We start from the raw sequence: 23,236 nt of genomic DNA, 5'->3' as shown, positions 1-23,236 counted from the left end.
CGTTGTCGTACCCGCCTGCCAGACTTGGGGCCATGCGCATTGTGGTTCTGGCAGGCGGCATCGGCGGTGCCCGGTTCCTGCGCGGTCTGAAGAAGGCCGTGCCGGACGCGGACATCACGGTCATCGGCAACACCGGCGACGACATACACCTCTTCGGCCTGAAGGTCTGCCCGGACCTCGACACGGTGATGTACACGCTGGGCGGCGGCATCAACGAGGAACAGGGCTGGGGGCGGGCCGACGAGACCTTCCACCTGAAGGAGGAGCTCGCCGCGTACGGCGTCGGGCCGGAGTGGTTCGGCCTGGGCGACCGGGACTTCGCCACGCACATCGTGCGCACCCAGATGATGGGCGCCGGGTATCCGCTCAGCGCCGTCACCGAGGCGCTGTGCGACCGGTGGCAGCCGGGCGTGCGGCTGATCCCCATGACGGACGACCGGGTGGAGACCCATGTGGCCGTCGAGCTGGACGGCGAGCGCAAGGCGATCCACTTCCAGGAGTACTGGGTGCGGCTGCGCGCGTCGGTGGCGGCGCAGGCCGTGGTGCCGGTGGGCGCCGAGCAGGCCAAGCCGGCGCCCGGTGTGCTGGAGGCCGTCGCCGAGGCCGACGTCGTGCTGTTCCCGCCGTCCAACCCGGTCGTCTCCGTCGGCACGATCCTCGCCGTGCCCGGCATCCGGGAGGCGATCGCCGAGGCGGGCGTGCCGGTGATCGGCCTCTCCCCCATCGTCGGGGACGCCCCCGTGCGCGGCATGGCCGACAAGGTTCTCGCGGCGGTCGGCGTGGAGGCGACGGCCGCGGCGGTCGCCGAGCACTACGGCCCGGGGCTGCTGGACGGCTGGCTGGTCGACACGGTCGACGCGGGTTCCGTGGAGCGCGTGGAGGCCGCCGGGATCCGCTGCCGCGCCGTGCCGCTGATGATGACCGACGTCGACGCGGCCGCGCGGATGGCCCGGGAGGCGCTGACGCTGGCGGAGGAGGTGCGCGGGGCGTGACCGGACAGGAGTCGCGGAAGGCCGGGCAGGCCGGTGAGGCCGGGGGCGCGGTGGAGGAGGTCCCGGACGGCTACCGCGTGTGGGCGGTCGACGGGATCCCCGAGGTGGCCGCCGGGGACGACCTGGCCAAGCTGATCGCCGGCGCCGAGCCGGGGCTGGCCGACGGGGACGTGCTGCTGGTCACCTCGAAGATCGTGTCCAAGGCGGAGGGCCGGCTCGTCCGGGCGACCGACCGGGAGGCCGCGATCGACGCGGAGACCGTGCGGGTGGTGGCCCGGCGCGGGACGCTGCGGATCGTGGAGAACCGGCAGGGGCTGGTGATGGCCGCCGCCGGTGTCGACGCCTCCAACACTCCCGCGGGGACCGTGCTGCTGCTGCCCGAGGACCCCGACGCGTCCGCGCGCGCCGTCCGGGAAGGCCTGCGGGCCGCCCTCGGCGTCAACGTCGGAGTGATCGTCACCGACACCTCGGGGCGGCCCTGGCGCTCGGGGCTGACGGACATGGCGATCGGCGCCGCCGGCGTCCACGTCCTGGACGATCTGCGCGGGGGCACCGACGCGCACGGCAACCCGCTCAGCGCGACCGTCGTCGCCACGGCCGACGAACTGGCCGCCGCAGGAGACCTGGTGAAGGGCAAGGCCGCCGGGCGGCCGGTGGCCGTCGTGCGCGGGCTTCGGCAGCTCGTCCTGCCCGACGGCGACGGCGACGGGCCGGGCGCCCGTGCGCTTTTGCGCGGCGGCCCGGACGACATGTTCCGGCTGGGCACCTCCGAGGCGGTCCGGCTGGCGGTCACCCAGCGGCGTACGGTGCGCTCGTTCACCGGCCGGCCGGTCGACCCGGGTGCCGTGCGGCGGGCGGTCGCGGCGGCCGTGACGGCGCCGGCGCCGCACCACACCACGCCGTGGCGGTTCGTGCTGCTGGAGTCGGAAGGGTCGCGGGTGCGGCTGCTCGACGCCATGCGCGAGGCGTGGATCGCGGATCTGCGGCGGGACGGCAAGAGCGAGGAGTCGATCGCCAAGCGGGTGAGGCGTGGGGACGTACTGCGCAACGCGCCCTGTCTGGTGGTGCCGTGTCTGGTGATGGACGGGTCGCACACGTACGGGGACCCGCGGCGCGACGGCGCCGAGCGGGAGATGTTCGTCGTCGCGGCCGGGGCCGGAGTGCAGAACTTCCTCGTCGCGCTCGCCGGGGAGGGGCTCGGATCGGCGTGGGTGTCCTCGACCATGTTCTGCCGGGACGTGGTGCGGGAGGTGCTCGGGCTGCCCGAGGACTGGGATCCCCTGGGGGCCGTGGCGGTGGGCCATCCCGCGGAGGAGCCGAAGGCCCGGGGCGAGCGGGACGTGGCGGGGTTCATCGTGGTGCGGTGACCGTAGGCTCGTAGCCCATGGCGGTGCCGGAGGCGGAACCGCCTGCGGCCCGGCCTCCGGCCGCCGCCCGTCGACCTTCGACCTTCGACCTTCGACCTTCGACCGGTAGGGATCTCGCTCGTGGCAGGACGTTTCGCGTCTCGACCCGCTCGTACTTCCGTGCGGGCCGGGGCGGCGGCCGCGCCCGGGCGGGTACGGACCTACGTGCCGGACGGGCCGCTCGATCTGGGGCTGGTGCTCGGGCCGCTGCGCCGCGGACCCGGCGATCCGACGTTCCGGGCGCTGCCCGACGGGTCAGTGTGGCGGGCCGGCCTGACCCCGGTCGGGCCCGGAACGCTGCGGGTGGCGATGGACGACGGCGCGGTGCGGGGTGAGGCGTGGGGACCCGGGGCCGAGTGGCTGCTGGAGCGGTTGCCGGAGCTGCTGGGCGGCGCCGACGATCCGTCGGCGTTCGTGCCCCGGCACCGGCTGGTGGCGCTGGCCCGGCACCGGCGGCCGGGGCTTCGGCTGACGCGGACCGGGCTGGTGCTGGAGTCGTTGATCCCGTCGATCCTGGAGCAGAAGGTCACGACCGACGAGGCGTACCGGGCCTGGCGGCTGCTGGTGCGCAAGTACGGGGAGCCGGCGCCCGGACCCGCGGGGTCGGGCGAGCGGCCGATGTGGGTGATGCCGGCGCCTCGCACCTGGGCGCTGATCCCGTCGTGGGAGTGGCATCGGGCCGGAGTGGACTACAAGCGGGCGGCGACGATCCTGCGGGCGGTGAAGGTGGCCGCGCGGATGGAGGAGGCGGCGGGCATGGAGCCGGCCGAGGCCCAGGCGCGGCTGGAGGTGGTGCCGGGGGTGGGGCCGTGGACGTCGGCGGAGGTGGTGCAGCGCAGCCACGGGGCGGCGGACGCCGTCACCGTGGGCGACCTGCACCTGCCGGGGATCGTGGGCTTCGCCCTGGCCGGGGACCGGTACGCGGACGACGCGGTGATGCTGGACCTGCTGCGGCCGTACGCGGGGCAGCGGCACCGGGCGGCCCGGCTGATCCTGCTGAGCGGGCGGATCCCGCAGCGGAGGGCGCCTCGGATGTCTCGGGGGGACATCGGCAAGTTGTGAGGCCAGGGGACTACGCCCCCTGGCCTCAGCCACGGGTACGAGTACGGGCGTGGGCTCCGGCCCGGCGTGCAGGACCGGATCCCGGCCCGGGCGTGGGCTCCGGGCCGGGCTGGATCACCGGGTCCGCGACGGCTCCCGCCCGACCCCGCGTCGGCCGTCGGCCCGGGGCGGCCGCTCGGCCCGGCGGCAACCGCTCGGTCGGCCTGAACCGACGATCCGGCTACCGCCGTTCACCCCCTTCGACCACCGATCCGGTGGCCGCTTGCCCGGCCCCTTCGACCACCGATCCGATGGCCGCCGCTCACCTCAGTCGGCCTGCACCACCGACCGGCGGCTGTCGACCCGCGCCTCGGCCGCTCGACCCGTGCCGACGGCCCCGGGCCACTTGAGCCGCGTGGGCCGACGACCCCGGACCACCTCACCTGCATGGGCCGACGACCCCGGACCACCTCAACCGGGTGAGTCGGCGGCCCAAGCCGGCCGGTCGGCCTGGGCCGCCGGCCCGGTTCGCGTCACCGGTCCGGTGAGAAGCGCAGGGCGCCCGGCGGGATGCGGGCGTCGCACCAGACTCGGGCGCCGTCGCGGAGCTCGTTGTCGGGGCCGACGACGGCGCCGTCGCCGATCACGGTGCCGGTGAGAACCGAGCGTTCGCCGACGCGGGCGCGGATGCCGATGAGGGAGTCGGTGATGACGGCTCCGGGCTCGATGACCGCGCCGGGAAGGATGGTCGAGCCGAAGACCCGGGCGCCCCCGGCGACGAAGGCGCCCTCGCCGACCACCGTGCCACCGGTCAGCTTGGCATCGGGCGCGACCTGGGCCGTCGGCAGGACGAGCCGGTCGCCGCAACGGCCGGGGACCGCCGGTGACGGGGCACGGCCCAGCACGAGATCCGCCGAGCCGCGCACGAAGGCCGCCGGAGTGCCGAGGTCGAGCCAGTAGGTGGAGTCGACCATGCCCTGGAGGTGGGCGCCCGCCGCCAGGAGGCCGGGGAAGGTCTCGCGCTCCACCGAGACCGGGCGGCCCACCGGGATGGTGTCGATGACCGAGCGGCGGAAGACGTAGGCGCCCGCGTTGATCTGGTCGGTGACGATCTCCTCGGGGCTGGTGGGCTTCTCCAGGAAGGCCAGCACCTTGCCGGTGTCGTCGGTGGGGACCAGGCCGTAGGCCCGCGGGTCGGTCACCTGGGTGAGGTGCAGGGAGACGTCGGCCGACGTCTCCTCGTGGGTCGCCACCAGCCTGCGGATGTCCAGGCCGGTCAGGATGTCGCCGTTGAAGACCAGCACCGGGTCGTCGGGGCCCGAGCGGAGCCGGGAGGCCACGTTGCGGATCGCGCCGCCGGTGCCCAGGGGCTCGTCCTCGGTGACGTACTCGATGTGCAGGCCGAGCGCGGAGCCGTCGCCGAAGTGCGGTTCGAAGACCTCGGCGAGGTAGCTGGTGGCGAGCACGATGTGGTCGACGCCGGCCGCTCTCGCGCGGGCCAGCTGGTGGGTGAGGAACGGTACCCCCGCCGCCCTGACCATCGGCTTCGGGGTGTGCACCGTGAGCGGGCGCAGCCTGGTTCCCTTGCCGCCGACCAGGAGGATCGCTTCTGTCACCTGTCGTCTCTGCTTCCTGCCGGGACCGGCCGACTCACTCGCGGCCGGTCAGTGTGTGCAGACCGGTGTGTGGCGCCTTCGATGGCCGTGCGGTGTCGCGTGCGGTGTCGTCCCGTCCCAGTCCCACGACTGTCCCCCCGACGGCGCTGAATGTGCCCCCCACTGCCCGTGCCTCCGGCCTCAGCGCCCCTGGAGGCGCGCCGCCGTCGAACGGGCCGAGCCGAGTTTGCCGTAGAGCTGGCGCCCTGGGCATTCCGTGGCGAAACCGTCGCGGTGACCGGAGATGACGTGCAGTCGTACCTTCTTACCTTTTCGGTAGAGATTGCCACCGCCGGACGTCAGGTATGTCCTGCCCTTGGGATTGGCCCCGTACAGCCCCAGCTTCCACGCGGTGAGCTTGGCGACGGCCTTCACGGCGGCGGCGGGCGGCTTGCTGGAGCCGAACGTGCCGATGACGGCGATGCCCGTGCTGTTGGTGTTGAAGCCGAGGGTGTGCGCGCCCATGACCGGCTTCGACACTCCCCCGGCCCGGCCCTCGTAGATGTTTCCGCACTTGTCGACGAGGAAGTTGTAGCCGATGTCCCGCCAGCCCATGCTCTTGACGTGGTAGCGGTACATACCGCGGATGAGTGAGGGTGCCTGGGAGCACTTGTACGTGTTGCCGGTCACCGTGTGGTGCACGAAGGCCGCCTTGACCTTCTTGGTGTAGACGAACTTCCGCTCCCGCAGCTTCTCGTCGGCGCCCCAGCCGCGCCGGGTGACGATGCGCGGGCGCGGTCCGATGTACGGCTTGGCGCGCTGGGCCTCCGTCAGTTCGGCGCCGCGCAGGGAGAGCAGTTCGCTGACGGTGCGGGAGCGGTCCAGGGCAGGGATGTCGGTGGCGCCGATGGGGGCGAGGTCGGCGTTGGCGGCCGACGCGGCCGCCGACTGGGCGCTGAGGACGGCGGGGGTCACGACGGTGCTCGCCTCGTCCGGGACGTCCAGGGTGCCCGCGGAGCGGAGGGGGCTGAGGGCGGCGAGGCGGCCGTGCGCCGTTCCGGTCACGGGCAGGTGCCGGCCGGCGGCGGGTACGGACGGAGCCGTACCGGGGTTCACGAGGTCCAGGCGCAGGCCTTCCGGGAGGCCCGGTTGCACCGCCTGACTCCGCGTTCCCGGCGCGGACCGGTCCGCGGCCTCGGGGCGGACGCGGACCTCCACGCCGTCCGAGGGGCCCACCCACAGCGGGGCGGTACCGCCGCGTACGCGGCCGGAGGCGGCCTCGGGCGAGTCCGGGTCGGCGCCGTGGTCGGCGCCGTCGGGCTCCAACTCGCGCCAGTCGGACCAGGCGTCCGTGCCGGCGGCACGGGTGCGGACCTGCACCCGGCCGCGCAGTTCGGCGTGCGGGTCGTCCCACACGACCCCCAGGAGCGAGAAGCCGGCCACGGTGCGGCGGGGCAGCCCCTGTTCGGCGGTGGCGCCGCCCACGGCCCGGTCGCGGACCAGCGGGACGAGCGGCAGGGACCGGGTGCTGCCGGCCACGTCGGGGACGGCGGACGCATCGGGGACTGCGGGCACGGCGGGCGCATCAGGGACGGTGCGCACGCCGGGGACGGAGGGGACGGAGGGGACGGAGGGCGGCGTTCTGGGGCTGTGCGGGGCGGCCACGCGGGCCCGTGCGGCCGCCGCCTCCCCCAACGGCGCGGCGGGGACGGGCGCCGCGACGGCGGGTGACGCAGCGGCAGCCGCCGCGAAGGCGGGGGGCGCCAGGGGCAGAGCGAGGGCGGCCGCGCAGGTGACGCCGATCGAGGAAGCAAGCAATCCACGCATGCCCTCGATCCTGGACATAGTCATACATATCTGTCCATCGGGGAGTTGACGCACTGTCCGGTGGAGGGGCACGGCGCGTTGCGCCGAACCGGTGGTCCGGGCCGGGGGCGCCGCTGGGTGGGCCGGGGTGGCTGCGCGTACCCTTGCGCGGATGAACGCCACCGATCGCACCCCCGCCGACCTGCTCGGTTCCGCGCTCGCCGCGGACCCCGCGCGCCCACTGGTGACCTTCTACGACGACGCCACGGGCGAACGCGTCGAACTGTCCGTGGCCACCTTCGCCAATTGGGTGGCGAAGACGGCGAACCTGCTGCAGGACGGGATGTCCGCCGAACCCGGGGACCGGGTGGCACTGCTGCTGCCGGCGCACTGGCAGACGGCGGTCTGGCTGATCGCCTGTTCGTCGGTGGGCGTCGTCGCGGACGTGGCGGGGGATGCCGGACGGGCCGACCACGTGGTGGCCGGGCCCGGACGGTTCGAGGAGGGGCTGGCCTGCCGCGGGGAGCGGTACGCGCTGTCGCTGGCGCCGCTGGGGAGGCGGTTCGTGCCGGGGCCTCCCGAGGGGTACGCCGACTACGCGGTGGACGTGCCGAGTTTCGGGGACCGGTTCGCGCCGTACGCGCCGGTGGACCCGGAGGAGCCGGCGCTGATCGTCGCGGGGGCGGAGCTGACCGGCGCCGAGCTGGTGGACCGGGCGCGGGCCGACGCGGCGGGCCTGGGGCTGACCGGGCCGGGGTCGCGGCTGCTGTCCGGGCTCGGCTACGAGACGTGGGAGGGGCTGAGCGCCGGGCTGTACGCCCCCCTCGCCAGCGGGGGTTCCGTGGTGCTGTGCCGGAACCTGGACCAGGCCGGGGAGGACGCCGTGGCCCGCCGTATCGACAGCGAGCGCATCACCGCGACGGCTCGCTGAGAACCCTCCGCCCGGCGGCCATCCCCGTCCGCACCGAGCTCGGCGGCCTCCCCGCCGACGCTCGGCGGCCCGCACACCCGACGCTCGGAGGTCACCCCCGCCCAACCCACCACTCGGCAGCCACCCCCGGCGCGCCGCATCCCTTCTCCCTTCACCCGTTCAGCCCACCCCCGCCCGCACCCTCGCCCCGCTCGCGCCATCGTCGTAGAGGCAGGCGTTCGTCGTAGAGGCAGGCGTTCCTCGTCCGGACCGGCGAGAGGGGTGGACGGCGTGGGCTCTGGCGTGGAGGGCGGTGCGGGGCGGGCCGCCGCGGCTCGCGGGGGGCGCGGTGCCGGGGCGACCCCGACGGGCGCCGGCCGGGCGCGCCGGCGGCGGCGCAGGTGGCTGTGGGGCGCGGCGGCCGGGGTCGCGGCGGTCGCGATGGGAGCCGGCGTGGTCGGGACCGTGCTCTACGCGAAGCTCAGCGCGAACATCACGGCGGACGAGGCGGCTGCGGCCGAACTCGCCCGGTACGAGAAGGAGCGGCCGACCGTCCTGGTCAAGGGCGCGCGGAACATCCTGCTGATCGGGTCGGACTCCCGGGCGGGCGCCGAGAACGGGCGCTACGGGCGTGACCCGGGGACCGAGCGGTCCGACACCACGATCCTGTTGCACCTCGACGCCCGGCGCCGCAGCGCGACCGCGGTGTCGCTGCCCCGGGACCTCATGGTGCACGTGCCGGGCTGCCGCACCCCGGACGGCACCCGAACCGGCCCCGCGTTCGCCATGCTCAACCGTGCCTTCCAGGCGGGCGGCTCCGCGTGCGCCGTCCGGACGGTCGAGAAGCTGACCGGAGTGCGGATCGACCACCACGTGGTCGTGGACTTCAGCGGGTTCAAGGACCTGGTCGACGCGGTGGACGGGGTGGAGGTGTGCCTGGCGCGGCCCGTCGACGACAAGGCCGCCAAACTGAGGCTGCCCGCGGGGCGGGTCACCCTCGACGGGGAACAGGCCCTCGGCTTCGTCCGGGCCCGCAAGTCGCTCGGCGACGGCAGCGACACCGAACGGATGGACCGGCAGCAGCGCTTCCTGGGCGCCCTCGTCAACAAGCTGCGCGGCAACGACGTCCTGCTGAACCCGGTGAAGCTGTACCCGGTGCTCGACGCGGCGACGTCGTCCCTGACCACCGATCCGGGGCTGGCGAGTCTGCGCGGTCTCTACGACCTTGTGCGCGCGGTGCGCGACGTCCCCACCGAACAGGTGCGCTTCCTGACCGTTCCGCGGGAGTCGTACGTCTACGACCCCAACCGGGACCAGCTGGCGGAACCGGCGGCAGAGGAACTCTTCCGGCGGCTGCGCACCGACGCGCCGATCGAGGTCAGGGCGGACAGCACGCCCGGCCCGCGCGGCGACGGGCGTGCCGGGGATCCGGCGGCCGCGACCTCCCCGCCCGGCACGCCCTTCCGGGGCCGTACGGCCGCCGAGGACCCCTGCGGGAAGAGCAGCGGGTAAAGCGCTTGCCAAAACGTGGGCGGGGTGCGCGGTCCAGGCGAACGCCAGTTCACGGATATACACCGGATTGCCCGGTTGTATGGACGTGGAATGTGTCACCGTCGTCGCTCGACGCCGAGTCGGCCGGATAGTGTGAGCGCCCCGGTGCACCCGGCCGCGAGGTCCATCCCCGGGCCGAGCGCCGAGTGACCGAGTGACTGGATCGACCCGAGCGCCTTTGGTCAAGGGGGGAAGGCGCCGCGTGGCCCCGACGGAGGATTCGGACAACCGTGGACGCGCAAGGCCGTGGGCGGGCGGACAACATCGACCCCGCAGACCAGTGGGTACTCAATCCGGACACCGGCGACTACGAGCTGCGACTGGCCCCTTCCGCACCGCAGTCGGCGGTCCCCGGACCCCGTAGAGGCGCAGCGCCGGGCGCGCGGGGCTCCGGTGCCGCCGGGTCCGGGCCGCGCGTCCGCACTCCCGCCCCTGAGCGGGAGCGGCCGCAGGAGGTGCCGGGGCCGCGCCGCCGCCGGGGTACGCCGGCCGACGAGCCGCAGCCGGGCCGGCGCGGCCGCCGGCCGGCGAAGAAGAAGTCGAAGGTCAAGAAGGTGCTGCTGTGGACCGGCGGCACCATGGCGTTCGTGATGGTGGCGGCCCTCGTGGGCGGCTATCTGTACCTGGAGCACCTCAACGACAACATCACGGCGGTCTCCGACGACGGCGCCAGCACGGGCGGCTTCAAGAAGGACCAGGCCATCAACATCCTGGTGATCGGCACGGACAAGCGCACCGGCGACGGCAACGCCGGGTACGGCGACGCGGGCAGCCCCGGCCACGCGGACACCACCATCCTGCTGCACGTCTCCAAGGACCGGTCGAACGCGACCGCGCTGAGCATCCCGCGCGACCTGATCGTGGACGTCCCGGACTGCCCGACGGAGCAGGAGGACGGCACCACCAAAGTCATCCCGGGCACGACCGGGGTCCGCTTCAACACCAGCCTGGGCCAGAGCGGCCGTACACCGAGCTGCACCCTGCGTACCGTCACCGCGCTGACCGGGATCACGCCGGACAACTTCATCGTGGCCGACTTCAACGCGGTCAAGACGCTGTCCTCGGCGGTCGGCGGCGTCGAGGTGTGCCTCGCCAAGGACATCGACGACCCGGACTCCCATCTGAAGCTCCCGGCGGGCAAGCACGTCGTCGAGGGCGAGCAGGCGCTGGCGTTCGTGCGCACGCGGCACTCCGTCGGCCTCGGCGGTGACCTGAGCCGGATCGAGATCCAGCAGCAGTTCCTCAGCTCGCTGATGCGCAAGCTGAAGTCGAACGACACCCTCACCAGTCCCACCAAGATGATCAAGCTGGCGGAGGCGGGCACCAAGGCGCTGACCGTCGACAGCCAGCTGGACAGCATCGACAAGCTCAAGGACCTCGGCATGGAGCTGGGCAAGCTCGATGTCAAGAACCTGACCTTCGTCACCGTGCCGGTGCTCGACAACCCGGCCGAGAAGGTGAAGGCGACGGTCGTGCTCAACGAGGCGACGGCGCCCCCCGTCTTCCAGATGATCAAGGACGATGTGTCGTTCACGGAGGTCAAGCAGCAGCAGAAGGCCTCCAAGGACGCGGCGGCCGCCGCGGCGGAGGCCCGGCTGAAGGGCACTCAGTCCGCGGCCTCGGAGGTGCGGGTGCGCATCCTCAACGGCGGAGCCGCGGCGGGCAGCGCGTCGAAGACCCTCACCTGGCTGCAGAACAGCAAGGGCGTGACCAAGTCCGAGAACGCGGGGAACGCGGAGACGGAGCTGGCGAAGACCACCCTGGAGTACGCGCCCGACCAGGCCGACCAGGCGCGCAAGCTCGCCGCCATCATGGGCCTGCCCGGCACGGCGCTGAAGCCCGGCGAGAGCGTCACCAACGCGCAGGGGCTGCCCACGATGACGCTGACGCTCGGCAAGGACTACAAGGGGGCGGGCGTCTCGCTGACCGCCCCGACGACGGCACCGTCGTCGGTGCCGAAGGCCACCGCGGACAAGGTGCAGTGCGCGAAGTGACGGCCGACCGGTAACCGCCCGTCGGGTGCCGCCCGACCGGTGATCGCCCGTCAGGTGGCCGCCCGTCAGGTGCCGCCCCCTCAGGTGGCCGCCCGGGCAGCGGCCGGCCGGTCGATGGCCGGCCGGTAGTTCCGGGCGTCGTGCGGTACCCGGCGGGTGAGGCAGGTGAGGCCGGGTGCATCAAAGAGTGGTCAAGACTGGGTCCGGCTGTGACGAGAGCGGCCGATCGCGCGTCTTGTACAACGTGGCGGCGGTCCCGTGCGTCTCATGAACGCGGGAAGAACCCCGCGCGCGGCGCGGCTGGAGGGTAGGGGAAGTGGCGCAGAGCAGTGTGCGGGGGGAGGCACCCGCGGCCGGGGACACCACGTCCACGGCACCTGAGGCATCCGGTGCGGCCGAACCGGCGGGCGGGCGGAGCGGCGCGGGCCGCAGTCCTCGCCGTCGGCGGGTGCTGCGCTGGTCGGCGACCGTGCTAGCGGTGGTGATACTGGGCACCGCGGGCGCGGGCTACCTGTACTACGAGCACCTCAACGACAACATCAAGAGCGACGAGCTGTACATCGGCGACGCCAAGGAGCGCGCCGCGGCGGCCCCGGCGAACGCGGAGGGCCAGACCCCGCTGAACATCCTGCTGATCGGCTCGGACGCGCGCAACACCGAGGCGAACCAGAAGCTCGGCGGGGCCCGGGAGACCTTCGGCGGACCGCCGCTCGCCGACGTCCAGATGCTGCTGCACGTCTCGGCGGACCGCTCGAACATGTCGGTGATCAGCATGCCGCGGGACACGCTGCTGCAGATCCCCAAGTGCACGGACCCCGACGACGGCACGGTGTACCAGGCGAGCCAGGGCCGGATGATGACGAACGAGTCGCTGAGCCGGGGCGGTCCCGGCTGCACGGTGGCCACCTGGGAGAAGCTCACCGACATCCGCATCGACCACTTCATGATGATCGACTTCGCGGGCGTGGTGTCGATGGCGGACGCGATCGGCGGCGTGCCGGTGTGCGTGGACGCCAACGTGTACTCGCACACCTCCAGCGGCCACGGCTCGGGCCTGCGGCTGGAGAAGGGCACCACCTACATCAAGGGCGAGCAGGCCCTGCAGTGGCTGCGCACCCGCTACGGCTTCGAGGACGGCAGTGACCTCGGGCGGGCCAAGGCCCAGCACATGTACATGAACTCGATGGTGCGGGAGCTGCGCGCCAATGCCAAGCTGAGCAGCCCGAACAAGCTGCGCAAGCTCGCCGAGGCGGCCACGAGGGCGATCACCGTCGACGACGGCCTGGACAGCATCAAGAAGATGTACGACCTGGCCGGCGAGCTGCAGAAGGTGCCCACCGACCGCATCACCATGACGACGATGCCCAACCGCTACGTCGGCGAGCGCGTGGAGCCCACCAAGGACGCCGAGCGGCTGTTCCGGCTGGTGCGCGAGGACATCGCGCTGGACGGCAAGGACACCGGGAAGAAGCCCGCGCCGAGCCCCTCCCCCACCGTGACCGACCCGGCCGCCGACCCCGCCGACCTCGCCGTGCAGGTACACAACGGCACCGGCACCGACACGCTGGCCCCGGCCCGCGGCCGGGCGACCGACGTGACCGGGCTGCTCACCGCCAAGGGCTTCGCCAAGGCGGTCACCGACCCCTCGGCGGCGACCGCCGAGCCGGCCACCGAGGTCAGCTACCCGAGCGCCGACCTGCGCGGCGACGCCCTCGCGGTCGCCCGGGCGCTCGGCATCCCGGAGAGCGCCGTGCGACGGTCCACCGAGGTCTCCGGCGTCACCGTCGTCGTCGGCGCGGACTGGCGCGAGAACGCGGCCTACAAGGTGCCCGAGGAGAGCGACGAGGTCCCCGAGTCGGCGGACCTGATGAACGCCTCGGACACGGGCCAGTGCATGCACGTGGACCCGTCCTTCACCTGGACCGAGGAGCCGGACGGGTCCTGAGGGCCTGGCAGGTCCGGAACCGGACGGCCTAGGGCCTGCTCGAATCCAGAACCCGACGGGCGCCGAGGGCCTGGTGGGACCGGAACCGGACGGTCCTTGATAGGCCGTCAGACGGAGCTGGGCACCGCCGGGCGGCGGGACGCGATGACCTTCCTGGCCAGCGACTTGGGGCTGGTCAGGAAGCCCCAGCCCCACGACATGTGCATGGTGGCGAGGGCGACGGGGATCCGCAGCCGCGCCTTCAGCGGCAGGCCCCTGCCGGCCGGAACCGACCCGGCGGCGATCGCCGCGAGGTAGCCGCCGGGGATCACGAAGCCTGCCGGGGTGAGCACGGCACCGACCACCAGACCCGCCGCGATGGCGCACACCGCCACCGGCGGCGCGAGATAGCGCAGGTTGATCGACCCGGAGTGGTAGCGGGCGACGACGTGCCGCCAACGCCCGTAGTCCTTGTACTGTTTGGCGAGCGCCCGCACGCTCGGCCGCGGGCGGTACGACACCCGCAGCTCGGGCGAGAACCAGATCAGGCCGCCCGCCTCCCGGATGCGGAAGTTCAGCTCCCAGTCCTGGGCGCGGATGAACTCCTCGTTGTAGCCGCCCTGTTGCTCCAGCGCCTCGCGCCGGAACACCCCGAGGTACACGGTCTCGGCCGGGCCGGCCTGCCCTCCGGTGTGGAAGGCCGCGTTGCCGACGCCGATCTTCGAGGTCATCGCGGCGGCGACGGCGTGCTCCCAGTCGTTCTCGCCCTCGGCGTGCATGATGCCGCCGACGTTCTGCGCGCCGGTCTCGTCCAGGAGCCGCACGGCGGTGGCGATGTAGTCCGGGGAGAGCATGCCGTGGCCGTCGACGCGGACCACGACCGGATGGCGGGAGGCCTTGATCGCGGCGTTCAGCGCGGCGGGCGTACGGCCCGTCGGGTTGGGCACGGTGTGCACGCGCGGGTCTTCGGCCACGAGCTCGGCGGCGATCTCGTCCGTGCGGTCCGTGGACGGACCCAGGGCGATCACGACCTCCATCTCACCGGAGTACTCCTGCGCGAGGATCGCTTGGACGGCTCCGCGCAGATGCCGCTCCTCGTTGAGGACGGGCATGATGACGGACACGGCGGGGAGCTGCGCGTCGGACTTGGCGTTCATAGAGCGCTCACGTTACCGCGAACGGGGGACACGGCGACCCCCCACCGGGTGTGCCACCGCCGGCCGACGATCGTATGGGCCTACGGTTCTCAACGCCTTCCCCCCGCCCGGCGCCGCCCGGAGGTGTCCCATGCCCGCCGCCCCACCGCCCCGGTCCCCGCGCACCCGGCCACCGCGCCGCGGCCCGCGTCCGCCCGCGCCCCGCAAACGTCCCCGCTGGGCCCTGCGGGCGGCGACGACGCTGTCCGTGGTGGTGCTGGCGGCGGCCGGCATCGGCCACTCGCTGGTGACGACCCTGGACGCCGACATCGCCCGGGTCGACCCCTTCCGGGACATGAAGAACCGCCCCCGCCCCGGCCACGGCATGAACGTGCTGCTGGTCGGCACCGACGGCCGGGACCGGATCACCCCGGCCGAGCGGCGGCGCTACCGGCTCGGCGGCGCGCCCTGCCACTGCACCGACACGATCATGATCGTGCACATCTCGGAGGACCGGGAACGGGCCAGCGTGGTCAGCCTGCCGCGCGACTCCTACGCCGAGACACCCCCGCACACCGACCGCACCACCGGCGAGAAGCACCACGGGCACCCGGTCAAACTGAACGCGGCGTACGCGGAAGGCGGGCCCCGGCTCACCGTCCGTACCGTCGAGGCGATGACCCGGGTGAAGATCGACCACTATCTGGAGGTCGACTTCACCAGCTTCATGAAGACGGTGGACGTGCTGGGCGGTGTGAAGATCTGCACGGCCGAGCCCCTCAAGGACTCGTACACGGGCCTGGACCTGCCGCCCGGCACCCACACCCTCGACGGCGGCGAGGCCCTGCAGTACGTGCGCTCCCGCCACGCGGACGCCTCCTCCGACCTGGGCCGGATGAGGCGCCAGCAGAGGTTCATGGCGGCTCTGGTGGACCGCGCCACGTCGTCCGGGCTGCTGCTGAACCCGCTGAGGTTCCGGGACGTGGCCCGGGCGGTGCTGGGCTCGGTGCGGGCGGACCGGGGCTTCGGCACCGACGAACTGCTGGACCTGGGCCGCGCGATGCGCACGTTCTCGCCGCGTTCCTCGGAGTTCATGACCGTGCCCATCGGGCAGATGGGGTACTCGGTGCCGGGCATCGGCTCGACGGTGAAGTGGGACCGGGCCGGGGCGGAACGCGTCTTCCGGTCGCTGCGCGACGACCGGCCGCTGGCGACCGCGCGGCCCGCACCCCCGCCCGGGAAGACCGCCCCGCGCGTCGAGGTGGCCCCGCGGCGGATCCGCGTCCAGGTCGAGAACGGCACGCGTACGGCCGGACTGGCCCGGCGGGTCGACGCGGCGCTGGCCGCGGCGGGCTTCCGTACGACCGGGCGGCCGGTGACCTCCGCCCAGCGCGACGTGCGCCGCACGATCGTCCTGTACGACCCCCGCTGGGACCGTTCGGCGAAGTCCCTCGCGGCGGCCCTGCCGGGCAGCGAACTGCGGTCGGCGAAGGGCCTGGGGGCCACTCTGAAGGTGATCGCCGGGTCCGGCTTCCACGACGTGCGGCCGGTGCGGGCGCCGGTCCCGGCGCCGAGCGGCGGGGCCGAGGTGGTGCGGGGCGACGAGGTCCGCTGCCCATGAGGACCCGGCTGCCGGGGCACGGGAGTCCCGACCGCGAAGACGCCGGGAGCACCGAGGCGTCAGGACCGCGGAGACGTCGGAACCGCGCAGGCACCACACGCACCCGAAGCCCCCGGACCGCGGAGACGTAGGGACCGCGCAGGCACCACCCGCGCCCGAAGCCCCCGGACCGCGGAAAGGTCGGAACCGCGCGGGCGCCGCGCGGGCTGAAGTGTCAGGAGTCGAACAGCGGGGCCAGCGCGCGCTCCAGGTCGGCGGCGTGGCGGAAGTGCACCGTGGGCATGGACAGCGCGGCCGCGGCCTCGACGTTCTCCCGGGTGTCGTCGACGAAGAGGCAGCGCTCGGGCCGCACGCCGGCCCGGGACGCGGCGAGTTCGTAGATCCGCGGGTCCGGCTTGGCGAGGCCGACGCGGGCGCTGCTGACGACGTGGTCGGCGAGGTCGGCCAGCCCCAGGGCGGCCAGGTCGGCCTCCAGGCCGAGGGGGGCGTTGGTGACCAGGACCAGCGGGACGTGGACCCGGGCCCGGCGCAGCAGCGCCACCACCGTCTCGTCGGCGTGGAACGGCGACTCCAGCAGGGTGGCGCCCAGCTCCCAGGCGGTGTCGTCGTCGACCAGGCCGGCCAGGCCGCGTGCGATGGCGGCGACCCACTCCTGCTCGGTGATCCGGCCCAGCATCAGCGGCAGGTCGGTGCCGGGGGCGAAGGCGACCTTCTGGGTGGTGCCCTCTGCGAGCCCGGCGGCGCGCTCCAGCGCCGTCAGGGCGGAGCTGTCGTAGTGCCGGATCACGTTGTCGACGTCACACAGCACCGCGTCGAAGGACCGGCCGCCGGCGGGCCGGTCAGTCACCGGAGACCGTGACCTTCTCGTCGTTGTTCAGCTGCTGCACCAGCTGCTTGACCTTGGCCTTGTCCCAGACCAGGTTGGAGCCCGCGGAGCCGGAGATCGGCATGTTCATCGAGGTGCCGTCGCCGCCGTTGACGCCCTTCATCGCGAAGAACATGGAGCCGAGGTCCCACAGGCTCATGTCCTCGTCGACGATCAGGGAGTCCAGGCCCGCGCCCATCGTCGGGTAGAACTTGAACGGGTTGAGGACCGTGCTCGGGGTGGCCACCTGGTGGGCGAGGGCGGCGAGGAACTTCTGCTGGTTCTTGGTGCGGTCCAGGTCGGAGCGGGCGAGCGCGTAGCGGGTGCGGACGAAGGCGAGGGCCTCCTCGCCGTTCAGGGTCTGCTTGCCCTCTTCGAAGTCGGCGCCGGACCTGGTGTCCTTCATGCCGCCCTTGGGGATGTCGATCTCGACGCCGCCGACCGCGTCGACGATGTTCGCGAAGCCGGCGAAGCCGATCTCGACGTAGTGGTCGATGCGCAGCCCGGTGTTGAACTCGACCGTGCGGACCAGCAGTTCGGGGCCGTCCATGGCGTAGGCGGCGTTCAGCTTGGTGTGCTTGCCGGTGCCCTTGTAGGTCTTGCCGGACTCGGAGCCGACGAAGGTGGGGATCTCCACGTCCGAGTCGCGGGGCAGCGAGATCAGCGTGTCGCCGTTGTCGCCGACGTGCAGGATCATCATCGAGTCGGTGCGCTTGCCCTCGGCGGAGCCGGTGTGCAGCTTCTTCTTCTCCTCGGCGGACATGCCCTCGCGGCTGTCCGACCCGACGATCAGGTAGTTGGTGCCGTCGCCGCCCTCGGGCCGGTCGATGACCTTGGACAGGTCGACCTCGCGGTTGAGCTTGGAGTCGGCCCAGAAGTAGGTGCCGACGGCGGTGACGACCAGCACGGTCGTCACGGTGATCGCCGTCCACTTGATCCGCCGGCGCCAGTCCGGCGCGGGGCGCGCGGCGCGGGCACCACCGGCCCCGCCGCCGGAGCCGCCACCGGGACCGCCGCCGTAGACCTGGCCCGTGCTGTAGCCGCTGTCGTAGCCGGACAGCTGGGCGTTGGTGAAGTCACCCTGTCCGTGGCCGCCCGCGTGCCCGCCCTGCGGGGGCACGCCGGGGGGCTGCGGCGGGGCGGCCGGGCCGCGCCGGACCTGACGCATGACGCGCGCGCTCTCCGGCTGCGCGCCGGCGCTGCCGCGTCCGTACCGGTCGCCGCGGTCGCCGCCGGACCATCCCTGGGGCCAATCATTCATGCGCCCCAGTGTGCCGGGCGCGGCCGCACGTCCAGTAGGGACGTCGGAAAATCAGGGCACCGCTGTTGCCAACCTGACACAAACTCCCGCCTTGTCCGGCGCGGCATAAGGTGGAGGTCATGACAGATCGCGTCACCGCAGCGGACTCGGACACCCCGGAGATCCCGGGCAAGCCGACATCCGCCTCCCGCACCACCCTCAGCCACATCATGACCCACAACGACACCAACCTCCTGGGCACGGTGCACGGCGGCGTGATCATGAAACTGGTCGACGACGCGGCGGGCGCCGTGGCCGGCCGGCACAGCGGTGGCCCCGCCGTCACGGCCTCCATGGACGAGATGGTCTTCCTGGAGCCGGTCCGTGTGGGGGACCTCGTCCACGTCAAGGCACAGGTCAACTGGACCGGCCGGACGTCGATGGAGGTCGGGGTGCGGGTTCTCGCCGAGCGGTGGAACGAGTCCACCCCGCCCACCCAGGTCGGCTCGGCCTACCTGGTCTTCGCCGCCGTCGACGCCGACGGCAGGCCGCGCCGGGTTCCGCAGGTGATGCCGGAGACCGACCGCGACCGCCGCCGCTACCAGGAGGCCCAGATCCGCCGCACCCACCGCCTGGCGCGCCGCCGGGCGATCAAGGAGCTGCGGGAGAAGCGGCTGGCGGAGGGGTTCGAGCACTGAGGCCTCGCCTTTCACCGGAGCCGCGTCTCGGACCGCAGCGGCTTCCCGGCACCGCGGTCGCGGGGCCCCTCGGCCGGGGTCCGGCCGCCCACTCACGACGACAGCCCCCGGCTCACGCCGGGGGCTGCGTTGTTCGGGCTGGTCAGCGGCTAGGGCAGGTTCCTTGCCATCACGATCCGCTGAACCTGATTCGTACCCTCATAAATCTGCGTGATCTTGGCGTCGCGCATCATGCGCTCGACCGGGTAGTCGCGGGTGTAGCCGTAGCCGCCGAGGAGCTGGACGGCGTCCGTGGTGACCTCCATGGCGACGTCGGAGGCGAAGCACTTGGCCGCGGCGCCCTGGAAAGTGAGGTCGCTGTCGCCGCGCTCGGACTTGGCGGCGGCCGCGTAGGTCAGCTGGCGGGCGGCCTCGATCTTCATGGCCATGTCGGCGAGCATGAACTGGATGCCCTGGAAGTCGGCGATCGGCTTGCCGAACTGCTTGCGCTCCTTGACGTAGCCCTTGGCGTAGTCGAAGGCGCCCTGGGCCACGCCGAGGGCCTGGGCGGCGATGGTGATGCGGGTGTGGTCGAGGGTCTGCATCGCGGTGGCGAAGCCGGTGCCCTCCTTGCCGATCATGCGGTCGGCGGGGATGCGGACGTTGTCGAAGTAGACCTCGCGGGTCGGGGAGCCCTTGATGCCGAGCTTCTTCTCGGGCGCGCCGAAGGAGACGCCCTCGTCGGACTTCTCCACGACGAACGCGGAGATGCCCCGGGAGCGCTTGGCCGGGTCGGTGACGGCCATCACCGTGTAGTACTCGGACTCGCCGGCGTTGGTGATCCAGCGCTTGACGCCGTTGAGGATCCAGTGGTCGCCGTCGCGGACCGCCTTGGTCTTCATGCCGGCCGCGTCGGAGCCGGCGTCCGGCTCGGACAGGCAGTACGAGAACATCGCCTCGCCCTTGGCGAGCGGGCCCAGGTACTTCTTCTTCAGCTCCTCGGAGCCGGAGAGGATCACCGGCAGGGAGCCCAGCTTGTTCACGGCCGGGATGAGGGAGGACGACACGCAGACGCGGGCCACCTCCTCGATGACGATCACCGTGGCGAGCGCGTCGGCGCCCGCACCGCCGTACTCCTCGGGTACGTGCACGGCGTGCAGGTCGCCTGCGACCAGGGCCTGAAGGGCCTCGCGCGGGAAGCGGGCCTCCTCGTCCACCGCGGCGGCGTGCGGCGCGATCTTCGCCTCGGCCAGCGAACGGACGGCGTCGCGGAGCATGTCGTGCTCCTCGGACGGGCGGTACAGGTCGAAGTCAGCCGATCCGGCCAAGGTCTCTCACGCTCCAAAGACGCTGTGATGCTGCCGCTTACTACCGTTGCTAATTACCGTTAAGTAACCCAAATTTTAGAGGGCCCGCCCCCGGCACGGGTACGTGACCTTGGCGACAGCCCGGAAACCGCCCGGTGAGGGGCGCTGCCCCACCCCCGATATGCTCGGGCAGCGCAGAGAACGCCGTCCAGTCCAGGAGCACGCATGGCCGCCCTCAGGATCACCGTGATCGGTACCGGCTACCTCGGGGCGACGCACGCCGCCGCCATGGCGGAACTGGGCTTCGAGGTGCTGGGGCTCGATGTCGCCCCCGAGAAGATCGCGATGCTGGAGCGCGGCGAGACGCCGATGTTCGAGCCGGGGCTGGAAGACCTGCTGCGCCGCCACGTCGCCGGGATCCCGGGGTCCACCGGGCGGCTCAGGTTCACCACCGACTGGGCCGAGGTGGGCGCCTTCGGCGACGTGCACTTCCTCTGTGTGAACACCCCGCAGAAGCACGGCGAGTACGCCTGCGACATGTCGTACGTGGACGCCGCGATCGCCTCCCTCGCGCCGCACCTGGACCGGCCCGCGCTGGTCGTCGGCAAGTCGACCGTGCCCGTCGGCTCCGCCGACCGCCTCGCCGCCTACCTGGCCGCGCACGCGCCCGCCGGGGAGGGCGCCGAGCTGGCGTGGAACCCGGAGTTCCTGCGCGAGGGGTTCGCCGTGCAGGACACGCTGCACCCGGACCGGATCGTGGTCGGGGTGCGCAGCGAGCGGGCCGAACACACCCTGCGCACGGTGTACGCGACGCCGGTCGAGGAGGGCTCGCCCTTCGTGGTCACCGACTTCCCGACGGCCGAGCTGGTGAAGACCTCCGCGAACTCCTTCCTCGCCACCAAGATCTCCTTCATCAACGCCATGGCCGAGGTGTGCGAGGCGGCCGGCGGTGACGTGGCCAAGCTGGCGGAGGCGATCGGGTACGACGACCGCATCGGGCGGAAGTTCCTGCGGGCCGGCATCGGCTTCGGCGGCGGCTGTCTGCCGAAGGACATCCGGGCGTTCATGGCGCGCGCCGGTGAGCTGGGCGCCGACCAGGCGCTGACCTTCCTGCGCGAGATCGACTCCATCAACATGCGCCAGCGCGGCCAGATGGTGGAGCTGACCCGGCAGGCGCTGGGCGGCGGGCCCTTCCTGGGACGGCGGGTCGCGGTGCTCGGGGCGACCTTCAAGCCGGACTCCGACGACGTGCGGGACTCGCCGGCGCTCAACGTCGCCGGGCAGATCCACCTCCAGGGCGGCCAGGTGACCGTCTACGACCCCAAGGGGATGGAGAACGCCCGGCGGGTGTTCCCCACCCTCGGGTACGCCGAGCGCGCGCTGGACGCGGTGCGCGGTGCCGACGTGGTGCTGCACCTGACCGAGTGGCGGGAGTTCCGGGAGCTGGACCCGGCGGAGCTGGGGGAGGTCGCGGCGGGCCGCGTCATCCTCGACGGGCGCAACGCGCTGGACCCGGAGGTGTGGCGCAAGGCGGGCTGGACGTACCGAGCCATGGGCCGTCCCACGGCCTAGCACGGCGCACCCGGACAGTCGCGTCGCAGGGGCGGGCCGGGCGGCGGACGGACGCCGGTTCGGCCGAGGCTCAGTCGGCCGAACCGGCGTCCGAGTGCATTCTGCACCACCTCGGGGCGCGTCAGGGCGCCTTCGCGCGGTAGCGCCGCATCTTCGCGCGGGCGCCGCACACCTGCATCGAGCACCAGCGGCCGCGGCCGGCCGGGCTGCGGTCGTAGTACGCCCAGTGACAGGTGGGTGCCTCGCACGCCTTGAGCCGGGCCCAGGTGCCGTCGACCAGGGCGCGAGCGACGGCGACGGCGACCCGGGAGAGCAGCGGGCCCTCGTCGGCCCGCAGGGACGCGGAGCCGTCGTGCTCGTCGACGGCCACGTACAGGGGCGCCCGCGCGAGAAGGTCGCCCAGGGGGGTCACCGCGCGGTGCGGTGGGTGGCCGGCGTGGGCGAGGAGCGTGGCCCGCAGGGACTCGCGCAGGTCGCGGGCTTCGTTCACGGCGTCGGCGCCGTCGGTGAGCCCGAAGCGCGCCCGGCCGTCCGCCGTGTCGAGCGCGTCGGCGCCCGACTCGATGTCCAGCGTGTTCACCAGGGCCTCGACCAGCGCCAGGCCGCCCGGCGCGGACGCTCTCTCACTCATGGCTGCACGGTACCTCCCGGGATTCCCCTTGCGACGTTACCGGCAAGAGGGCAGGATGCGGTTACACGGTTACCGGCAATCGCTGGTAACGGGTAACGAGGAGGAAGACATGGCTGTCGCCGAGCTGGGTGCCGTCGTCCTGGACTGTCCCGACCCGCGCTCGCTCGCCGGGTTCTACGCCGAGGTGCTGGGCGGGACCGTCGAGGGGGACGGGGAGTGGGTGGACCTGAAGATGCCCGGCGGTCGGTCGCTGGCGTTCCAGGCGGCCCCGGGGTTCGTGCCGCCGCGGTGGCCGGCTCCCGACCACTCGCAGCAGTTCCACCTGGATCTGACCGTGCCCGACCTCGACGCGGCGGAAGAGAAGGTGCTGGCGCTGGGCGCGCGGCCGCTGGACACGGAGGACCGTTCGCGCGGCTGGCGTGTGTACGCGGACCCCGCCGGGCACCCGTTCTGCCTCTGTGCCTGCTGACCTCACCGTGGAGGTGCCATGGCGTCCGTCGCCCGGCTGCGCAACGTCGTCCTCGACTGCCCCGACCCGCTCGGCCTCGCCCGGTTCTACGCGGCGGTCGCCGGGGGCACCCCGCAGGCCGAGGACGACGACTGGGTCGTCCTGGACGTTCCCGACGGCCCCCGGCTCGCTTTCCAGCGGGCGCCCGGCCACCGGCCGCCGCAGTGGCCGCGGCCGGACCACTCCCAGCAGTTCCACCTGGACTTCGACGCCGGGGCCACCTGGGCGGAACTGGACGCCGCCCACGAGCGGGTCATCGCCCTCGGCGCCCGCCCCCTCGACCTGACCGACCGCGAGGCCAAGGACTTCCTGGTCTACGCCGACCCGGCCGGCCACCCGTTCTGCCTGTGCCGCATCGAGCACGGCTGAACCCGCTCCCCCGTGCGCTCCCACGGCCGGTCCCGTCGCCCCGGGGCCGGCCGTCGCGGTGGCGGGGTGCCCGGGGCACGGGCGGTGCGGG

At 73.1% G+C, this 23,236-nt stretch carries 19 protein-coding genes; 12 read left to right on the top strand and 7 right to left on the bottom strand.

The genetic code is table 11. The annotated features are described in order from the left end of the window. Nucleotides 1–32: 32 nt before the first annotated feature. The 3 genes from cofD (at nucleotide 33) to ACSLTV_RS12280 (ending at nucleotide 3,460) form a co-directional block, all read left to right on the top strand. A complete protein-coding gene (gene cofD, locus ACSLTV_RS12290) occupies nucleotides 33–992 on the top strand; it encodes a 2-phospho-L-lactate transferase (RefSeq protein WP_432135423.1) in 960 nt (319 codons plus the stop codon). A 50-nt stretch (nucleotides 993–1,042) separates the two neighbouring features. Beyond that, nucleotides 1,043–2,359 carry a coenzyme F420-0:L-glutamate ligase gene (locus ACSLTV_RS12285; RefSeq protein WP_435612111.1) on the top strand — a complete coding sequence of 439 codons (1,317 nt, stop codon included), beginning with the start codon at nucleotides 1,043–1,045 and terminating at the stop codon, nucleotides 2,357–2,359. Between the two features lie 120 nt (nucleotides 2,360–2,479). Further along, complete coding sequence (locus tag ACSLTV_RS12280) at nucleotides 2,480–3,460, top strand: DNA-3-methyladenine glycosylase family protein (protein ID WP_432157735.1); 981 nt, start codon at nucleotides 2,480–2,482, stop codon at nucleotides 3,458–3,460. Nucleotides 3,461–3,972: 512 nt separating this feature from the next. Here ACSLTV_RS12280 and ACSLTV_RS12275 read toward each other — a convergent pair. After that, the gene (locus ACSLTV_RS12275) at nucleotides 3,973–5,055 is read right to left on the bottom strand and encodes a sugar phosphate nucleotidyltransferase (RefSeq protein WP_432135425.1); all 1,083 of its coding nucleotides are present in this window, start codon (nucleotides 5,053–5,055) and stop codon (nucleotides 3,973–3,975) included. Between the two features lie 180 nt (nucleotides 5,056–5,235). After that, nucleotides 5,236–6,885, bottom strand: a complete 1,650-nt coding sequence (locus ACSLTV_RS12270) for a peptidoglycan recognition protein family protein (protein WP_435612107.1) — start codon at nucleotides 6,883–6,885, stop codon at nucleotides 5,236–5,238. A 127-nt stretch (nucleotides 6,886–7,012) separates the two neighbouring features. Here ACSLTV_RS12270 and ACSLTV_RS12265 point away from each other — a divergent pair, with 127 nt between their 5' ends. From ACSLTV_RS12265 to ACSLTV_RS12250, 4 genes are all read left to right on the top strand, one after another. Next, on the top strand, nucleotides 7,013–7,771 hold the full coding sequence (locus ACSLTV_RS12265; RefSeq protein WP_432135427.1) for a TIGR03089 family protein: 759 nt from the start codon (nucleotides 7,013–7,015) through the stop codon (nucleotides 7,769–7,771). 270 nt (nucleotides 7,772–8,041) lie between these two features. Next, nucleotides 8,042–9,262 (top strand): LCP family protein, encoded by a 1,221-nt coding sequence (locus tag ACSLTV_RS12260; RefSeq protein ID WP_435612106.1) that lies wholly within the window; start codon nucleotides 8,042–8,044, stop codon nucleotides 9,260–9,262. Between the two features lie 269 nt (nucleotides 9,263–9,531). Next, nucleotides 9,532–11,295, top strand: coding sequence for an LCP family glycopolymer transferase (locus ACSLTV_RS12255; RefSeq protein ID WP_435612105.1), 1,764 nt, complete (start codon nucleotides 9,532–9,534; stop codon nucleotides 11,293–11,295). Nucleotides 11,296–11,611: 316 nt separating this feature from the next. Next, a complete protein-coding gene (locus ACSLTV_RS12250) occupies nucleotides 11,612–13,240 on the top strand; it encodes an LCP family protein (protein WP_435612104.1) in 1,629 nt (542 codons plus the stop codon). A gap of 107 nt (nucleotides 13,241–13,347) precedes the next feature. Here ACSLTV_RS12250 and ACSLTV_RS12245 read toward each other — a convergent pair whose 3' ends face one another. After that, nucleotides 13,348–14,376: a glycosyltransferase family 2 protein gene (locus ACSLTV_RS12245; protein ID WP_435612103.1), complete on the bottom strand. Its 1,029-nt coding sequence runs from the start codon at nucleotides 14,374–14,376 to the stop codon at nucleotides 13,348–13,350. Nucleotides 14,377–14,506: 130 nt separating this feature from the next. On the opposite strand from ACSLTV_RS12245, the gene ACSLTV_RS12240 reads away from it, so the two are divergent. Then, nucleotides 14,507–15,976, top strand: a complete 1,470-nt coding sequence (locus ACSLTV_RS12240; protein ID WP_432135432.1) for an LCP family protein — start codon at nucleotides 14,507–14,509, stop codon at nucleotides 15,974–15,976. A gap of 214 nt (nucleotides 15,977–16,190) precedes the next feature. Here the strand turns inward: ACSLTV_RS12240 and ACSLTV_RS12235 are convergent, their stop codons facing one another. Continuing rightward, nucleotides 16,191–16,823, bottom strand: coding sequence for an HAD-IA family hydrolase (locus tag ACSLTV_RS12235; RefSeq protein ID WP_432135433.1), 633 nt, complete (start codon nucleotides 16,821–16,823; stop codon nucleotides 16,191–16,193). Then, the gene (locus tag ACSLTV_RS12230; protein WP_432157742.1) at nucleotides 16,816–18,102 is read right to left on the bottom strand and encodes an LCP family protein; all 1,287 of its coding nucleotides are present in this window, start codon (nucleotides 18,100–18,102) and stop codon (nucleotides 16,816–16,818) included. Before ACSLTV_RS12230 ends, ACSLTV_RS12235 begins: the two co-directional genes overlap by 8 nt. Before the next feature lie 119 nt (nucleotides 18,103–18,221). On the opposite strand from ACSLTV_RS12230, the gene ACSLTV_RS12225 reads away from it, so the two are divergent. Next, nucleotides 18,222–18,779: an acyl-CoA thioesterase gene (locus tag ACSLTV_RS12225; protein ID WP_432135435.1), complete on the top strand. Its 558-nt coding sequence runs from the start codon at nucleotides 18,222–18,224 to the stop codon at nucleotides 18,777–18,779. A gap of 149 nt (nucleotides 18,780–18,928) precedes the next feature. Here the strand turns inward: ACSLTV_RS12225 and ACSLTV_RS12220 are convergent, their stop codons facing one another. After that, nucleotides 18,929–20,086, bottom strand: coding sequence for an acyl-CoA dehydrogenase (locus ACSLTV_RS12220; RefSeq protein WP_432135436.1), 1,158 nt, complete (start codon nucleotides 20,084–20,086; stop codon nucleotides 18,929–18,931). A gap of 204 nt (nucleotides 20,087–20,290) precedes the next feature. On the opposite strand from ACSLTV_RS12220, the gene ACSLTV_RS12215 reads away from it, so the two are divergent. Then, the gene (locus ACSLTV_RS12215; protein ID WP_432135437.1) at nucleotides 20,291–21,637 is read left to right on the top strand and encodes a UDP-glucose dehydrogenase family protein; all 1,347 of its coding nucleotides are present in this window, start codon (nucleotides 20,291–20,293) and stop codon (nucleotides 21,635–21,637) included. A 121-nt stretch (nucleotides 21,638–21,758) separates the two neighbouring features. Here ACSLTV_RS12215 and ACSLTV_RS12210 read toward each other — a convergent pair whose 3' ends face one another. Continuing rightward, on the bottom strand, nucleotides 21,759–22,268 hold the full coding sequence (locus ACSLTV_RS12210; protein ID WP_432135438.1) for a CGNR zinc finger domain-containing protein: 510 nt from the start codon (nucleotides 22,266–22,268) through the stop codon (nucleotides 21,759–21,761). Between the two features lie 109 nt (nucleotides 22,269–22,377). On the opposite strand from ACSLTV_RS12210, the gene ACSLTV_RS12205 reads away from it, so the two are divergent. Both ACSLTV_RS12205 and ACSLTV_RS12200 read left to right on the top strand, forming a co-directional pair. Further along, nucleotides 22,378–22,737 carry a VOC family protein gene (locus ACSLTV_RS12205; RefSeq protein ID WP_432135439.1) on the top strand — a complete coding sequence of 120 codons (360 nt, stop codon included), beginning with the start codon at nucleotides 22,378–22,380 and terminating at the stop codon, nucleotides 22,735–22,737. Nucleotides 22,738–22,755: 18 nt separating this feature from the next. Continuing rightward, complete coding sequence (locus tag ACSLTV_RS12200) at nucleotides 22,756–23,145, top strand: VOC family protein (protein ID WP_432157743.1); 390 nt, start codon at nucleotides 22,756–22,758, stop codon at nucleotides 23,143–23,145. Nucleotides 23,146–23,236 lie beyond the last annotated feature (91 nt).

Source organism: Streptomyces sp. bgisy159, assembly GCF_965341775.1.
Taxonomy (GTDB): Bacteria; Actinomycetota; Actinomycetes; order Streptomycetales; family Streptomycetaceae; genus Streptomyces.
This window is presented reverse-complemented; position numbering and strand designations above follow the sequence as displayed.

What these genes read in the sequence shown, in the direction of transcription:
- ACSLTV_RS12230 (WP_432157742.1), bottom strand. Translation starts at nt 18,102, where the DNA reads ATGAATGATTGGCCCCAGGGATGGTCCGGCGGCGACCGCGGCGACCGG.
- ACSLTV_RS12240 (WP_432135432.1), top strand. Translation starts at nt 14,507, where the DNA reads ATGCCCGCCGCCCCACCGCCCCGGTCCCCGCGCACCCGGCCACCGCGC.
- ACSLTV_RS12210 (WP_432135438.1), bottom strand. Translation starts at nt 22,268, where the DNA reads ATGAGTGAGAGAGCGTCCGCGCCGGGCGGCCTGGCGCTGGTCGAGGCC.
- ACSLTV_RS12205 (WP_432135439.1), top strand. Translation starts at nt 22,378, where the DNA reads ATGGCTGTCGCCGAGCTGGGTGCCGTCGTCCTGGACTGTCCCGACCCG.
- ACSLTV_RS12245 (WP_435612103.1), bottom strand. Translation starts at nt 14,376, where the DNA reads ATGAACGCCAAGTCCGACGCGCAGCTCCCCGCCGTGTCCGTCATCATG.
- ACSLTV_RS12200 (WP_432157743.1), top strand. Translation starts at nt 22,756, where the DNA reads ATGGCGTCCGTCGCCCGGCTGCGCAACGTCGTCCTCGACTGCCCCGAC.
- ACSLTV_RS12215 (WP_432135437.1), top strand. Translation starts at nt 20,291, where the DNA reads ATGGCCGCCCTCAGGATCACCGTGATCGGTACCGGCTACCTCGGGGCG.
- ACSLTV_RS12225 (WP_432135435.1), top strand. Translation starts at nt 18,222, where the DNA reads ATGACAGATCGCGTCACCGCAGCGGACTCGGACACCCCGGAGATCCCG.
- ACSLTV_RS12270 (WP_435612107.1), bottom strand. Translation starts at nt 6,885, where the DNA reads ATGACTATGTCCAGGATCGAGGGCATGCGTGGATTGCTTGCTTCCTCG.
- cofD (WP_432135423.1), top strand. Translation starts at nt 33, where the DNA reads ATGCGCATTGTGGTTCTGGCAGGCGGCATCGGCGGTGCCCGGTTCCTG.
- ACSLTV_RS12265 (WP_432135427.1), top strand. Translation starts at nt 7,013, where the DNA reads ATGAACGCCACCGATCGCACCCCCGCCGACCTGCTCGGTTCCGCGCTC.